We start from the raw sequence: 14,472 nt of genomic DNA, 5'->3' as shown, positions 1-14,472 counted from the left end.
GGATATTTTAAGAAGAGTATCCGGATAGCTCCTTCAGCGCGTGAGCTGCATTATGGTACCGCTCGATCAACTCGCTGAATTCGGTCAACTTCATGCCGCGGATCCCCAGCGCTCCAATCGTAACCACGTGCTGTTTCCGGTCGATCTTGCTGTAAGGCGCCTGCCGTCTCTTTGCGGGCAGCGCGGCTGACGGGTCCAGCCAGAGACGCAGCGCGAACCGGTTCGAGGCAAACACCTGGTGGGCGGTCACATCTGTCCAGGCAACCGGCGCGTCGAGCATCGAGGCCCGCAGTTCCGTGGGCGTCAAAACCATGAGCGGCCGGGCCGCTGATTTGCGCAGATAGGCGGCGTAGAGACCGCAGGCGGTGACGCCGACCGTGGCAATACCTGCCACCAGCATTCTGGCAAAATCATCATGTGCGAAGCCGGTCTGAGCGGCAAAAACCGTGACCATCAGCCCGATCCCCGCGAAGATCGCCGCAACGATGGCCATTGTCCAGATCATCGGCTTGACGTTGTCGTATACGATCGTTTCGCCCGGAGCCGCGGCGGCAAGTGTTTCGAGCATCTGCTGGCGTGCAGCGCGTACATTGTGCACTTCGTCCAAGTAGTCCTGGCTCAAATGCCTGCAAAGCCCTGCCCAATCTGAGAAGAGTTGGGACGCGTACGTGAGCCCGCGTGGTTTCGGAGCGCGTGTGGCGATCTTCAGCAACCTTTCGTCGGCCGTGAGCCCCAAGGCTTGAATGCGCTGCATGGTCGGGGGATGCGTATCGGTCGGATGCGGCTGCCGATCGTCCAGCAATGGAACCGGATCGGACCACCCGTTGCTGCGCACCAGATCTGAAGTTTCAGCGACGAGATCAGGCCCAGTTTCAGAATTTTCCGCCGGGCTTTGCCGGATGGCAGCTTGGCTGAGAACATGCTCAAGGGCGGGAAAGATCAATCCCGTTCTGATGAGGGCAGATGCCGCGCCAACGATGGAGGTAGACCGGGCGCTGCTCCGGTCTGCGTCGAATTCGCGAATGCGGCTCCAATGGTTCACGGCGTGGTCGAATTGCCGAATGGCATGAAATCCGAGCCTGGTTGCCGGATATAGGATGAAACTGCCCTGGTCAGCGCGGCGCAGGGCGGCCAATGACCTCCAGAGGCCGGCATAGATCGGAGTAAACTTTTGAGTATAGGCCGTGTCCTTGCCGGAAAAATGCGCCAGCTCATGACCTATGATCGCGGCGACCTCCGGTTCGTCGAGCAGATCAAGATAGGGAGCGGGCAGATACAGGCTCCGCCCGCCGATAACATCTCCCTCTGGCCAAAGTCGCAGTTCGCTTTCGGTGACGAAGAACCCTTGGGTAAGACCAACGATTATAGTGTCTGGCAGCACAGCTTGCTGTCGATCGGCAAGGCCGCGAACGAAGCGGAAAAGCCCGGGCGCATCGGCTTCCTGGAGGATGCGCCCAGACACGTCCATTGGCTCGGGCGCGAAAAGCGCGAAGACGTCTTTCAGGCCGCGCAATGCAAGCCAGGCGCTATAGACGGCAACGCCGGCCAGAATGAGGGCTAGGACGAAAAGCTTTGCACTGCCGACGGACAGGTCCGCCCACAAACCCATGCTGATCGCCTCGAACAGGGTCGCGCAGACTGTGCCGGCGCAGATACCGATGACGAGGGCAGCAAGGATGAAGGGAAGGGTGGTTCGTAAGCGTTCGAAACTCTTGATCAGCTGGTCCTGCGATCGCCGCGCCCTGAGCCCTGAAATCGCCGCAGTGGCAAATCCGAGAACGCCACTGACGAATGCCAGTATCGCACCGGAGACCGTGCCCCAGGGCAGCGGTCGGCGGATCAATGAAATCTCAAGATCCTCTTCAGCCCGGTCCAAGGCCGCCTCGATCTGCGGTAGAGCGATCACCGCAGAGACAGACCTCGGCCCCCCGTCCCCCTGAAACGTGAGCATGGCTCCCGGTTCATTTGCAGCGATTGTCTTGACCTGGGTGAGCGTTGCCTTCAAGTCTTCCGACAACTCTCGTGACTGGTCGAAAGTTTGAGCGGCCCGTTCCGCTTGCCATAATCCGAGGCCGAAAAGCACAGATGGAGCGAGAACTAGCCAGACCACGAGGCTTGCAGTTGGGGGAAGGTTGAATTTCCGCATCATCCCTCGCTGATCAGGTGTCCCGACATTCTTGAAATATCTATTGTCGCAGTGAATGACCAGTACCAAAGTGCATCTCGAAATCATGCTCCTGCGCATGAAGAATTGCCCCCGTTGCCTTGTGCGGCGGCAGAGGAATTAGCTTTGATAAGAGGGAAGGCGTTCGAAAAAGTTTCTAGAGATGAGGTAACGATATAAGAACCACTCAGCGATTTTCATTGTTGGCCACGCCCAAAATGGTGGAAGCTGCCTTCATGTTCTGGGTGACGGCATTGGCATGACGAACCTACATGATTGAGGCTATGAAACGTCTTCGTTTACTCCCGCATAGAAGCTTTCCAAGCTATGCCTATTTACCCGGTCGCCAGCCACATCCGGTCCGGGACCCCGCCGGACATAGCTATCGGGTCGAACCCATGCCCGTTGTCGCGACGCTCGATTCGGCAGAGTTCAGATGGGGACAGGACCTTTTCAACCATGGCTACTACTGGGAAGCGCATGAGGCTTGGGAGGTGATTTGGCATGTGGCGGAAAAAGGCAGTGCGCTGCGCGCGCTGCTGAAGGCGCTCATCCTGCTCTCAGCCACTGGCGTGAAGATCCGTGAAGGCAAGCGCGCTGCAGCGATCCGTCACGCCGGACGCGCCGCGGTGCTGTTTCGTCGATTGTCGGAAGTTTCGCATGACGCCTTTTCTCGAGCCCTTGGAATGCCGCCTGCGCTGCTTGCCGACTTGGCAGAAGCCTCAGCCTGCGCTCCGCGGGTTCTACAGGTGGTGGCGCCGGGACAGCCCGAGCAAGTCTTCGATTTCACCCTCGAAAATAGCTCATAGTCTGACCCTGGAGAAGATTCGTCCGATGCATGTCGCAGACAGGCATGCGTTTTCGACGGTCCGCTTACCCGATTTGTGGGCGCTCACCCCTCTCTCGGCCTCCTGCAGGTGCCCGCGCCATACGGCGCCCTGCGTATGGGGATGGCTCGATGTACCGTGCCGTTCGATTTTCAGATGCGGGGCATGAGCCGCAGAAGTTCGGTCGTGTAGGGATGACGGGGGCGGTTGAAGAGGTCATCCGTCGCGGCCAGTTCGCAGAGCTCTCCCTTTTTCATGACCGCGACGCGGTCGCACATCTGGCGTACGACCGGCAAATCGTGACTGATGAACAGCACAGTCAGCTTGAGGGCTGACCTAAGGTCTTTCAGCAGGTTCAGTATCTGGGCCTGGATCGATACATCGAGCGCCGATGTCGGCTCGTCGCAGATCAGGAAGCGCGGACGGGTCGCAAGGGCGCGGGCAATTGAGATGCGCTGCCGTTGTCCGCCGGAGAATTCGTGCGGAAACTTTCGGCCTGCCGCCTTGCCGAGCCCCACGACCTCCAGGAGATCGTCAACGATGGCGTAGGTCTCATCCCTGCTCGATGCCAGCCGGTGGTGCTGAATCGGTTCTGCCACAATCGAGTCGACCCGCATTCTCGGGTTCAATGACGAATAGGGGTCCTGGAAAATCATCTGGACCTGGCGGCGGATCGCATTGACGTCGGCGCTGCGGCTCATTTTCAGGACGTCCTGCCCGTCAAAACGCATGGAGCCCGATGAAGGGCGATAGAGGCCGGAGAGAATGCGGGCGACCGTCGATTTCCCGCTACCGGATTCCCCGACGAGCCCCATCACCTCGCCTTCCTGAATGTCGAGACTGAGGTCCTTGACCGCATCGAACAATACCCGGTTCTGCGGCAATATGGCATGACGCACCACGAACCGCATCGTCAAGCCATCGACGCTGACGAGCGGGCCAACGCTGGCTGGCTGCGCCACCTTGGCGTCGGGTCTGGTTCGGCCGAGCCAGTGTGTCTCTATATCGAAGACCTTCGCCGCCGGCGTTGCCGCTTCAATGTAGCTGATGCGCGGAAAGCGGTCGAGTTTGACGTCAGCCCGCGGGACGGCGCCGATAAGGCTCTTCGTATATTCGTGCACCGGTGCATGGATGATCTGGTGGGTCTTGCCGGTTTCCACCACGCGCCCACGATACATGACCGCGACCCGGTTGGTCGTCTGGGCGATGACGCCCATGTCATGGGTGATCAGCATGACGCCGATATTGCGTTCGGCGGCAAGCTTCTTGATCAGGTCGAGAATTTGCGCCTGTACGGAGACGTCGAGTGCAGTCGTCGGCTCGTCGGCAATGATCAGGTCGGGATTGGTGCAGAGCACCAGCGCGATCACCACCCGCTGCCGCATGCCGCCGGAAAACTGATGCGGATACTGGTCGATACGGATTTCCGGATCCGGAATGCCGACCGCATTCAAAAGTGCAGTGGCTTCCTGCCGGGCTGCGGCTTCCGATCTGGAGCTGTGGGTGCGGATCGTCTGGATCAGCTGCTTTCCGACCGTATAGAGCGGATTCAGACTGGTCAGCGGATCCTGGAAGATCATGGATATGCGCTTGCCCCGAATGGCGCGCATCTCCGTCGCGTCGAGCTGATCGAGACGCTGGCCCTCGAGTTCGATTGTGCCCGCAGCGATCCTCCCCGGCGGTTCCAGGAGCTGCATGATGGCACTTCCGATGGTGGACTTGCCGGCGCCCGATTCCCCGACGACGCCGACGATCTCTCCGCGCCCCACCTCCAGGTCCATGTTTTCGACGGCGACGAAGGTGCCGCGCCGGCCGGGATACTCGACCCTCAGCCCTGAAATCTTGAGCAGGGGTCTTACGCTCGCTTCCATGATCAAAGCCTCAGGTCTATCGGAGTTTCGGATCGAGAACATCGCGCAACCAGTCCCCGAGCAAGTTGATCGCGAGCACCAGGAGTGCAAGCGTCAGTCCTGGATAGAGCACGATCCATCGTTCGCCCGAAAACAGGAAGTTGTTGCCGATGCGGATCAGTGTTCCGAGCGATGGCTCGCTTGCGGGTATGCCGACGCCGAGGAAGCTGAGCGTAGCTTCGCCCAGTATGGCGACACCGAAGTTGATCGTTGCTATGACGAGCACCGGTCCCATCACGTTCGGCAAGATGTGCTTTACCATGATGATACCGGCGGGCCTTCCGATCACGCGCGCAGCCTGCACATATTCGCGGTTCTTTTCGACCATTGTCGATGCGCGCACCGTTCTTGCAACCTGGGGCCAGATCGACAGCGACAAGGCAAGGATGATGACGACCAGCGCCAGCTGATCGTGCTGTTCGCGCGGCAGCAGACTGCGGCTGATGCCGTCGATGAGCAGCGCCACCATGATCGAGGGAAACGTCATCTGGATATCGACGACGCGCATGATGAAGCCGTCAATAAATCCCCCGAGATATCCGGCCAGCAAACCCGCAACAAGCCCCAGCAGGACGGCGGCACCCACCGAAACGAAGCCAACGATGATGGACGTCCGCGTTCCGTAGAGAATGGCCGAAAGCAGGTCCCGGCCCTGGTCGTCGGTCCCGAGAAGAAAACTCGACTGACCGTCTTCGTGCCAGGCAGGCGGTATAAGCGAGTTCATCAGGTCGATGGCGCGCGGGTCGAAGGGATCGTGCGGCGCAATCAACGGGGAGAGCAGGGCGCTCGAGATCATCAGGAGTGCGATGATTGCCGCACCGATCGTCAGCGGCGATCCCTTGAACTTGTGCCAAGCGTCGCTGTCGCGAAGCGCCGGGAGAAAACGGCCTGTGGAATTGCTGGTCATTACGCCCCCCTTGCGACGTTGTCGGCACGCAGGCGCGGATCGATGACGTAGTAGAGAAGATCGACCGTCAGGTTGATGGCGACGAATAGCACCGCCACGAGCAGCAGATAGGTCGACATGATCGGTATATCGGCGGTCGAAATCGCCTGGAGGAACAGTAGTCCCACACCCGGCCACTGGAAGACGCTTTCAGTGATGATGCCGAAGGCGATGATCGAGCCGAGTTGCATGCCGACGATTGTCATGACTGGCACAAGCGTGTTCCTCAGCGCATGGCCGAAGTTTATCTTGCCCTCGCTGATGCCCCGCGCACGCGCGAACTTGATGAAGTCGGTGCGCATCACCTCCATCATCTCAGAGCGGATGAGCCGCATGATGAATGTCATCTGGAAGAGGCCGAGCGTAAAGGCCGGCATGATGATCGACTTCCAGCCGGACACGCTGAGCAGGCCCGTTGTCCACCAGCCGATCTGGGTTGTCTCGCCGCGACCGAAGGTGGACAGCAAGCCAAGTTCTACGCCAAAGACAAGGATGAGCATGATGCCGGTGAAAAAGGTCGGAAGCGAAATGCCGATCAGCGAAACGACGAGGAAGAGACGGCTTAGCCAGCGTTTGGGATGAAGACCGGTATAGACGCCCAGCGGCACGCCAATCAGACAGGCGATGATCATTGCAAAGACGCTGAGTTCGAGCGTGGCGGGCAACCGCTCCGCAAGAAGCCGATCGACGGGCTGGCCCATCTGGTAGGAAATACCGAAATTGCCGGTCGCTGCGCGTCCGACAAACCGCAGAAACTGGACGGGCACCGGGTCATTAAGCCCCAGTTTTTCGCGCAGTTCCGCACGCTCTGCCAATGTGGTTTCCTGTCCTACCATTTGCGACACAGGGTCACCGATGAAGCGGAACATCAGAAACGCAATCATCGCCACAGCCAGCAACACGATGCCGGACTGGATCAGCCGACGAAGGATAAAGCTTGCCATTTTCGTTCCAGATTGAAACCGTGCGATCGGCGATCGTCGCGGCCATTCGTCCAGGATGGCGGCCGGCGGAGACGCCGCCGGCCGCTCCGTCAAGACTTACTTCTTGATGTTCACGTAACGCCAGTCGAAAACGTCGTCGGCCCGCTGCTTCAGCTCGACATTGTTCCGCACGCCCCAGGAAAGCCACTGCTGATGGATCGGCAGATAGGCGATGTCGTCCGTCGTGATCGTCCAGACTTTCCTGATCAGTGCGTCGCGCTTTTCCTGATCGGTCTCGGCCAGGATTTCAGCAGCCAGTCGGTCGACCTCGGGATTGCAGTAGCCACCGTTGTTCGACTTGCCGGCCGTGACCTTCATGCGGTCCTCCTCGGCCCATACGGCGGATTGCGGGGTGAGGCGGGGGCACTCATGCAACGAGTTGATCGGCCCCCAACTGTCGTAGCTCGGGGGGGTCGAACCGAGCATGCTCAGGCTGAAATCGAGATAGGGCGCATGGACCTTCTGGAAGAACTTCGTCTTGGTCTGGGCGGTCACCTTGACCTTGATGTTCACCTTGGAAAACATGTTTGCGATCGCAAGGCAGATCGCTTCGTCGTTGACGTAGCGGTCGTTGCTGCAGTCGAGGCCGATCTCGAAGCCGTCCGGATAGCCGGCCTCGGCCAGGAGCGCCTTCGACTTCTGGATGTCGAACGGAATGCGCTTGAAGTCCGGGCTCGATCCATGGATGCCCGGTGCGACCATGAGTGCGGAGGGGGTGGCCATGTTGCGCATGACCTTGGACTTCAGCGCTTCGATGTCTATCGCGCGGTAGAGCGCCTCGCGCACTCTCCTGTCCTTGAGAGGATTCTTGCCCTTGACGTTCGAATAGACCAACTCGTCGCGGAACTGATCCATGACGATGTAGATCGTGCGCAGTTCCGGACCGATGATCGCCTGTGTCGAGCCGCTCGCCTTGAGGCGCTCGATGTCCTGCAGGGGCACGGGCATGATCACGTCCATCTGGCCGGAGAGCAGAGCTGCGACGCGGGTCGCCGAGTTGGGGATCGGGGTGAAGACGACCTCGGTGACGTTGCTCTCGGCCTTCGCTGCATTCCACCAGTCTTTGTTGGCCTCCATCGTCGTGCGGATGCCCGGTTCGCGTAGCTTCAGGACGAAGGGGCCGGTACCGTTTTCATGCAGGGTGGAATAGCTTTCCGATTCACCGCCACCCTTTTGGGGGCCCTTGTCGCCGTTCTTTTCAGCCCAGGATTTCGACATCATGTACCAATTGCCCCATTGATACATGATGATGGGGTTCGGGGTTTTGGTAATGAAATCGACCGTATAGTCGTCGATCTTCACCACCTTCGTGTCGTTGGAGAGGCGGTTCTTCAGGTCCGAACCGTTGGCACGGACGCGGCCTGCAGAAAACAGGACATCGTCGGCCGTGAACGGGCTGCCATCATGAAACTTCACGCCTTGACGCAGCTTGAAGCGCCAGCGGGTCGGCTCGACCATTTCCCAGCTCTCCGCGAGCGCCGGCTGGATTTTCAAATCCGCGTCGCGGCGGATCAGGCCTTCGTACATGTTGCCGAGGAAGCCCGTCGTGAATGTTTCGTCGAACACATAAGGATCGAGCGAATTGATGTCGCCCTGTGCCGCGAACCGCAAGGTTTCGGCACTGGACATGGATGCGGAAGCGCAAAGCAACAGCCCGGTCAAGGCAGCAAGAACCGACCTTTTTTTCATATCTAAAGTCCCCTTCATTGTGTTCGATGCAATCTTTAAGACAGGGTTGGTTCCCCGCGTGCATTTCTGTCATTTTCATGAACTGTATGTATTTGTATCACAGCGTCAACGGAAATCTGTACAATCTGATATCAAATATCGTTGACGCTGTAGAAATTTATTATATCGTACAGTCCGGAGAGGGAACGTGACTATCAAAGCAAAACTCGAATCCAGCGATCTCAAATTTACAGCGGCCGAGCGGAAGACCGTTCGCACGCTGCTGAACAATTATCCCGCAGCGGGGCTTGGAACCGTCGCCGGTTTCGCAGCACGATCGGGTGTCAGCATTCCAACGATCCTCAGGCTCGTCGCGAAGTTGGGCTATGGTGCTTATGCAGCCTTCCAGAAGGATCTCATCGAGGAAGTCAGCGAGCAGCTGAATTCGCCGCTTTCGATGATGGACTCCCGCCGCGACATGAACGGCGAGGGCGATACCTATGTCGCGATCATGCGCAATCTGGCGGATGCGCTGAACAAGGCAGCAGATGCGCATCGGCCGCAGGAATTCGAGGCAATCCTCGATCTATTGTCGGACGAACGCAGCTCGATCGTCTGTCTCGGCGGACGCTTCAGCTCGATTCTGGCCCTGCGCCTGTCGATGCATCTCAGCCAGCTTCGCCCCGGGGTTGCCGTCATCGATAACCAATCCTCGCGGCTATTCGACCGTCTTGTCGATTTCAATAGCCAGACGACGCTCGTGGTGTTCGACTTCCGACGCTACCAGAACGATGTGGTCGAATTTGCACGGCTGGCCCGCGAAGCGCGCGCCCGCATCGTCCTCTTCACCGATCGCTGGATGTCGCCCATCAGCAATTTCGCCGACCAGGTGCTGATTTCGCCGGTGGAATCATTATCACCCTACGATTCCAAGGTGGCTGCCTTCGCACAATGCGAAGCCATCATCGCGGCCTTGGTGAAGCGCAGCCCCAACAAGATCCGTGAACGGCTCGCGGTTATCGAAGCTCTTCGAAAGAAGGGCGAGACACAGATGCATCAGGCAGAACAGGTTTATGACGGACAAGGATGACGCCTTGAATGGCAATTTCGAGATCATCAACGCAGATGGAAAATTCCCAGGCCTGATGGTCTGCGACCATGCGGCAAGCGCGGTTCCCGAAGCCTTCGGCAATCTCGGTCTTTCAATGGAGGATCTGAACGAGCATATCGGCGTCGATGTCGGAATTGCCGAAGTCGTGCGCATCATATCCCGCAAACTCGATATGCCCGCCGTGCTTGCGCGCTACTCGCGGCTGTTTATCGACTGCAACCGCTGGATCAGGGATCCGCGGCTCATTCTTGCCGAGAGCGACGGCGTTGTCGTGCCCGGCAATATCGATCTGCAGCAGCACGATCTCGAACGGCGCATCGATACCTGTTTCTGGCCCTATCACCGCGCGGTCGACAATGCCGTCCGGGCTTTGGTTGACAGACACAATCATCCTTTCGTGATTTTCATGCACAGTTGCACTCGCCAACTCGGCGCCGAGTACCGTCCGTGGGACGTTGGCACCATATGGAACGAGAGCGATGCGCTTTCGTCAGCGATGATCCAAAATCTCAAGCGTTTCGGTGATCTCACTATTGGTGACAATCAGCCCTATTCCGGCCGTGAGGGTGCGTTTACGCTCGACTTTCACACCTGGGGTACCGGCATTCCGGCCTGTGGCATCGAAATCACCAACGACGCTCTCAGATCGTCCGATGGGATCGCGCGTTGGGGTGAGCGGATGACGGATGCCATCGACGAGCTCGGGAAGACGCGCGACCGCATATGGCATCGGCACGATGAACTGACATCGGTTCGGCGTCCCGCACTCGCTTCATAACAAGGTAAAGAGGTTAGGAACTCCATGACGATGATTGGCAGTCTCTATGAGGACACCGCACCCGCTGCACCCGAGACTGCGGCGCTCATGGGTGCGCATGAGGCCGAATTCGTCATCATCGGAGCCGGCTTTACGGGTCTTTCGGCCGCCATCCACGCCGCCAAGCGGAGCGTGAAGACGGTCGTCATCGAGGCCAACGGTATCGGCCACGGCGGATCCGGCCGCAATCACGGCCATTGCGTTCCCGTCTACGGTTTCATCAATCCAAACAAGGCTATCGAGACCCTGGGCCGCGAACGTGGTGAACGGCTTACCCGCATCCTTGCCGATTCCGGCAAACGCGTGTTTTCGTTGATCCGCGAATACGACATGGATTGCGAAGCGGCACCGACGGGAGCCCTCCAGCTCGCGCACAGCCCCAAGACCGTACCGGCCCTGCAACGCCAGCACGATTTCTACGCCAGCCTCGGAACCGAACCGAAGATGCTCAACCGGGATGAGGCCGTTGCTATAACCGGTTCGGAAGAGTTTCACGGAGGCTGGATTCATACTGGCGGCGGGCATCTCAACCCGCTTGCCTATGCGCGCGGTCTCGCTCGGGCGGCGATGCGCGAAGGGGCGGAGGTCTTTACGGATTCGCCGGTCGTCAAGCTCGAACGTAAGGGTGGCGCATGGCTGGTCACCTGCCCGCACGGCACAGTGCTTGCACGCCGTGTCGGTCTCGCTACGGGTGCTTATACCGATAATTTTTTGCCACCGCTGGGCAAGAGCTTCTTCACCATGCGGTCCTATGCGATCGCGTCTACCCCCCTCGATATCGACCTGCGCAGGACCATCCTGCCGGACAATCACAATTTCGGCGATACGCGTCACGACGTCCGTTACGTGCGGTTCGACAAGCAGAACCGGCTTATCATGGGAGGCCTCGTCGAGCCGATCATCGGGACGAATTTCAAGGCGACTACAGACTTCATCTCGCGCCGGGTGCGCGAGATGTATCCGCAGATCAAGACGATCGACTGGCGCTGGCACTGGTCCGGCCAGCTCGATATCACCATGGATCGCACGCCGCGCCTCTACAACCCGGCTGAAGGACTCTACGCACTGGTCGGCTACTCTGGGCGAGGCGTGCCGACCGCAACGGCGCTTGGCGAGGTGCTTGGCGAGGCTGGCACGGGAGTTGCGCCAGAGGATCTGCCGATGCCCATCGCCGAGATGCGTTCTCTCAACGCCGCTTCCCTACTGTCGGTTTTCGTGCCGATGCTGCGCGGCCCGATCAATCGTATGCGTACCCGCATTGAATCGAAGGTTGCATGATGGACTATTCTAAATTCTACATCGACGGCGCCTGGGTGGAGGGCTCCGGACCGAAGCCCTTTGAGGTAGTCAACCCGGCGGATAACAGCATTGTCGCGACGGTTTCCCTCGGCAATGCCAAGGACGTCGATGCTGCCGTGCAGGCCGCGCGCCTTGCTTTCCCGATGTGGAGCGAAACACCTCATCATGAGCGCGTCGCGGCGGTGGAGCGACTGAAGGCCGTCTACGACAAGCGGATCGAGGAGATGGCTCAGGCCATTTCCTCGGAAATGGGTGCGCCCATCCGCTTCGCCCGAAATTCGCAGGCGGCCGCAGGATTGAGCCAGATCAATAACTTCCTCAATGCGGGCCGTGATTTCGTCTTCGAACACCCGATGCATCCCGACGGTTCGGGCGACTTGATCCTGTATCAGCCAGTCGGGGTTTGCGGTATGATCACGCCCTGGAATTGGCCGATCAACCAGATCACCCTGAAGGTTATTCCCGCACTGTTGGTCGGCTGCACGGTCGTCCTTAAGCCAAGCGAGATTGCCCCGCTTTCGGCGATGGTATTCATGGATATGCTTCACGAAGCGGGCTTTCCAAGCGGAGTGTGCAACCTCGTGAACGGTGACGGCTTGACCGTCGGCACAGCCATGTCCGCTCATCCAGGCATCGACATGATGAGTTTCACCGGTTCGACGCGGGCCGGTATTGCGGTGACGAAGACCGCCGCCGAGACGGTCAAGCGCGTCGCGCTCGAGCTTGGGGGGAAATCGCCGAACGTTGTCTTTGCCGATGTTGATGTCGAGGAAGCCGTAGCGCGAGGTGCGCGCGCCTGCTTTTCCAATTCCGGTCAATCCTGCAACGCACCGACGCGTATGCTGGTCGAACGCCCGATCTACGAGAAGGCTGTCGCCGTTGCGGCGCGTATTGCCAACGAGACCATGATCGGAGCTCCCTCTGAGGATGGTCCGCATATCGGCCCTGTCGTATCCATGCAGCAATACGACAAGATCCAGTCGCTGATCGAGCAGGGTATCCATGAAGGTGCCCGCGTCGCCGCCGGGGGGCCGGGGCGTCCCGAGGGATTTGACCAAGGGGCTTATGTGCGCCCGACGGTGTTCGCTGACGTCCACAACCAGATGACGATCGCTCGCGAGGAGATTTTCGGTCCGGTGCTGTGCATCATTCCCTTCGATACCGAAGAGGAGGCGATTGAGATTGCCAATGACACGCCATACGGACTGAACGCGCAAGTACAAACCTCCGATCGAGACAGGGCTCGGCGGCTCGCCGCGAAGATCCGTTCCGGAATGGTGCAGATTAACGGTGCCTCGCGCGCATCCGGCAGCCCGTTCGGTGGGTTCAAGCAGTCCGGAAACGGACGCGAAGGCGGCCGCTGGGGGCTGGAAGAGTTCCTGGAGGTCAAGTCCGTCAGCGGATGGTGAGCAGCGTCTCGGCTTGGATAGGCGCAGCGTGAACCACTCATGACGGCAGGCCGCCAGTGCTCAACCCGTTATGCCGATGCGGGTAAAATGCAAGCCGATCCCGGTGGCCTTTTGAGACACGGTGCCACCGGTTCGTTTCCACTCAAGGAGAATAGAGTTCATCGGTCCGGCCGAATGTGCTTTCGCGCCCGGACGAACATTAGCACGTAGTGACCGACGGCAGCGTAAAGCCCAACGATCGAGGCATAGTTGACGAAAAACCGCAGCGCTGCCTCGTTGAAATCCCACATATCGAGCGTGTAGGTCAGCATCAGCTTCGAGCCGAATGCCATTTCGAAGGAGCTTATCACGCCCCAGAATGCGACGGCAGCTGCAAGGCCGCGCAGCGCAACCGCCCTGGCAGCGTTGCGGCTGGTTATCCCAAAAATCGTCCGAGCGACGCTCATCACGGAAGACCAGCGGGTGCCGAGGTGCAACGAAATCACCAGCAGCGTCCAGTAGGCGACAAACATGTGGATCTCGCGAACGGCGAAAGCCCCGCGGAGCGCTGTGAATGGATAGAGGTCGCGTGAGATCAGCAGGCTGGTCACCAGCATCACGGTCATCAGGGTGGCGACGCAGATGATGACGAAGCTGTTCAGGACGCGCTGCCGGCCCTTGACCTTGGGTGTGCCGAGCCATCGTCTATTGAAGACGTTATGTGCGATGATCAAGACAAACAGGGCAGTGCCCAGCAATTCATGCACCAAATTGTCCTGCCACCAGTAGGCAAGGCAGGCAACCAGCAGTGCAATGGCGATGAAGTCGAGAAGGATGCGCAGCCTGAAGACGGTCGACATGTCTCGTCCTTAGTCCGTCTTGAACCGGCGGAGTTCGTTGTAGGTGTAGAGGAACTCGCGGTCGGACCGGGAAGTGTGGCAGGATTGGCAGCGCGCCGTGTTTTCGGCAAGGTTGATCGATCCATCCGGCTTGAACCATTGGAACTGCCAGTCACCGGTCCGGCGGCCATCATCGTAGTCTGCACCCCAGTTCGGACCTTTTTCCATGACGAAATACCGGAAGACCTCGCCACCGCGGTAATCAACGAGCACGAAATGCGTGCCGACGGGAACCGGCTGGCCGGCCTTCGCGGCCGCGATGGCTTCCGGCGTCGTCATGATATGCTCGGTGACCTCACCACGCGTGACGGTGGTATAGTGCACGAGCTTGCCGATGTCGGGCATCGTCGTGCGGTTCGGCTCGGCTTCCGCCTGGAGGCCGATCAGAGCGACCGGGGTGGCGGCGAGCAGTGCAAGCGCGCCGGTACGGATAAACGTCTTCATGTGAACCTCTTTGAAT

At 59.3% G+C, this 14,472-nt stretch carries 12 protein-coding genes; 5 read left to right on the top strand and 7 right to left on the bottom strand.

The annotated features are described in order from the left end of the window. Positions 1-7: 7 nt before the first annotated feature. Positions 8-2,146 (bottom strand): M48 family metallopeptidase, encoded by a 2,139-nt coding sequence (locus tag PMI07_RS12675; RefSeq protein WP_007762719.1) that lies wholly within the window; start codon positions 2,144-2,146, stop codon positions 8-10. A gap of 416 nt (positions 2,147-2,562) precedes the next feature. On the opposite strand from PMI07_RS12675, the gene PMI07_RS12670 reads away from it, so the two are divergent. Continuing rightward, entirely contained in the window at positions 2,563-2,973 is a 411-nt protein-coding gene (locus PMI07_RS12670; protein WP_007762717.1) for a DUF309 domain-containing protein, read from the top strand. A 170-nt stretch (positions 2,974-3,143) separates the two neighbouring features. Here PMI07_RS12670 and PMI07_RS12665 read toward each other — a convergent pair whose 3' ends face one another. The 4 genes from PMI07_RS12665 to PMI07_RS12650 form a co-directional block, all read right to left on the bottom strand. Then, on the bottom strand, positions 3,144-4,862 hold the full coding sequence (locus tag PMI07_RS12665; protein ID WP_007762714.1) for an ABC transporter ATP-binding protein: 1,719 nt from the start codon (positions 4,860-4,862) through the stop codon (positions 3,144-3,146). Positions 4,863-4,878: 16 nt separating this feature from the next. Beyond that, positions 4,879-5,808 (bottom strand): ABC transporter permease, encoded by a 930-nt coding sequence (locus PMI07_RS12660; RefSeq protein WP_007762711.1) that lies wholly within the window; start codon positions 5,806-5,808, stop codon positions 4,879-4,881. Further along, positions 5,808-6,791, bottom strand: a complete 984-nt coding sequence (locus PMI07_RS12655) for an ABC transporter permease (protein WP_007762707.1) — start codon at positions 6,789-6,791, stop codon at positions 5,808-5,810. Before PMI07_RS12655 ends, PMI07_RS12660 begins: the two co-directional genes overlap by 1 nt. Before the next feature lie 96 nt (positions 6,792-6,887). Continuing rightward, complete coding sequence (locus PMI07_RS12650; protein ID WP_007757602.1) at positions 6,888-8,519, bottom strand: ABC transporter substrate-binding protein; 1,632 nt, start codon at positions 8,517-8,519, stop codon at positions 6,888-6,890. Positions 8,520-8,706: 187 nt separating this feature from the next. Here PMI07_RS12650 and PMI07_RS12645 point away from each other — a divergent pair, with 187 nt between their 5' ends. Genes PMI07_RS12645 through PMI07_RS12630 form a run of 4 tightly spaced genes read left to right on the top strand, consistent with a single transcriptional unit; the run spans position 8,707 to position 13,134 of the window. Then, positions 8,707-9,588, top strand: a complete 882-nt coding sequence (locus PMI07_RS12645) for a MurR/RpiR family transcriptional regulator (protein ID WP_007757604.1) — start codon at positions 8,707-8,709, stop codon at positions 9,586-9,588. Continuing rightward, positions 9,572-10,387 carry an N-formylglutamate amidohydrolase gene (locus PMI07_RS12640; protein ID WP_007757609.1) on the top strand — a complete coding sequence of 272 codons (816 nt, stop codon included), beginning with the start codon at positions 9,572-9,574 and terminating at the stop codon, positions 10,385-10,387. The genes PMI07_RS12645 and PMI07_RS12640 overlap by 17 nt, the downstream gene beginning before the upstream one ends. Before the next feature lie 24 nt (positions 10,388-10,411). After that, positions 10,412-11,704, top strand: coding sequence for an FAD-binding oxidoreductase (locus PMI07_RS12635; RefSeq protein ID WP_007757610.1), 1,293 nt, complete (start codon positions 10,412-10,414; stop codon positions 11,702-11,704). Continuing rightward, entirely contained in the window at positions 11,701-13,134 is a 1,434-nt protein-coding gene (locus PMI07_RS12630) for an aldehyde dehydrogenase family protein (protein WP_037086239.1), read from the top strand. Before PMI07_RS12635 ends, PMI07_RS12630 begins: the two co-directional genes overlap by 4 nt. A 158-nt stretch (positions 13,135-13,292) precedes the next feature. Here PMI07_RS12630 and PMI07_RS12625 read toward each other — a convergent pair whose 3' ends face one another. Further along, positions 13,293-13,973: a DUF4405 domain-containing protein gene (locus PMI07_RS12625; RefSeq protein WP_007757613.1), complete on the bottom strand. Its 681-nt coding sequence runs from the start codon at positions 13,971-13,973 to the stop codon at positions 13,293-13,295. A 9-nt stretch (positions 13,974-13,982) separates the two neighbouring features. After that, positions 13,983-14,456, bottom strand: coding sequence for a cytochrome P460 family protein (locus PMI07_RS12620; RefSeq protein WP_007757614.1), 474 nt, complete (start codon positions 14,454-14,456; stop codon positions 13,983-13,985). Between the last annotated feature and the right edge of the window lie 16 nt (positions 14,457-14,472).

It is taken from the genome of Rhizobium sp. CF080 (assembly GCF_000282095.2).
In the GTDB taxonomy this organism is placed as follows: domain Bacteria; phylum Pseudomonadota; class Alphaproteobacteria; order Rhizobiales; family Rhizobiaceae; genus Neorhizobium.
This window is presented reverse-complemented; position numbering and strand designations above follow the sequence as displayed.

Bases quoted from the DNA above. Each gene is read 5' to 3' on its own strand.
- PMI07_RS12675 (WP_007762719.1), bottom strand. From the start codon at position 2,146: ATGCGGAAATTCAACCTTCCCCCAACTGCAAGCCTCGTGGTCTGGCTA.
- PMI07_RS12670 (WP_007762717.1), top strand. From the start codon at position 2,563: ATGCCCGTTGTCGCGACGCTCGATTCGGCAGAGTTCAGATGGGGACAG.
- PMI07_RS12665 (WP_007762714.1), bottom strand. From the start codon at position 4,862: ATGGAAGCGAGCGTAAGACCCCTGCTCAAGATTTCAGGGCTGAGGGTC.
- PMI07_RS12660 (WP_007762711.1), bottom strand. From the start codon at position 5,808: ATGACCAGCAATTCCACAGGCCGTTTTCTCCCGGCGCTTCGCGACAGC.
- PMI07_RS12655 (WP_007762707.1), bottom strand. From the start codon at position 6,791: ATGGCAAGCTTTATCCTTCGTCGGCTGATCCAGTCCGGCATCGTGTTG.
- PMI07_RS12650 (WP_007757602.1), bottom strand. From the start codon at position 8,519: ATGAAAAAAAGGTCGGTTCTTGCTGCCTTGACCGGGCTGTTGCTTTGC.
- PMI07_RS12640 (WP_007757609.1), top strand. From the start codon at position 9,572: ATGACGGACAAGGATGACGCCTTGAATGGCAATTTCGAGATCATCAAC.
- PMI07_RS12635 (WP_007757610.1), top strand. From the start codon at position 10,412: ATGACGATGATTGGCAGTCTCTATGAGGACACCGCACCCGCTGCACCC.
- PMI07_RS12630 (WP_037086239.1), top strand. From the start codon at position 11,701: ATGATGGACTATTCTAAATTCTACATCGACGGCGCCTGGGTGGAGGGC.
- PMI07_RS12625 (WP_007757613.1), bottom strand. From the start codon at position 13,973: ATGTCGACCGTCTTCAGGCTGCGCATCCTTCTCGACTTCATCGCCATT.
- PMI07_RS12620 (WP_007757614.1), bottom strand. From the start codon at position 14,456: ATGAAGACGTTTATCCGTACCGGCGCGCTTGCACTGCTCGCCGCCACC.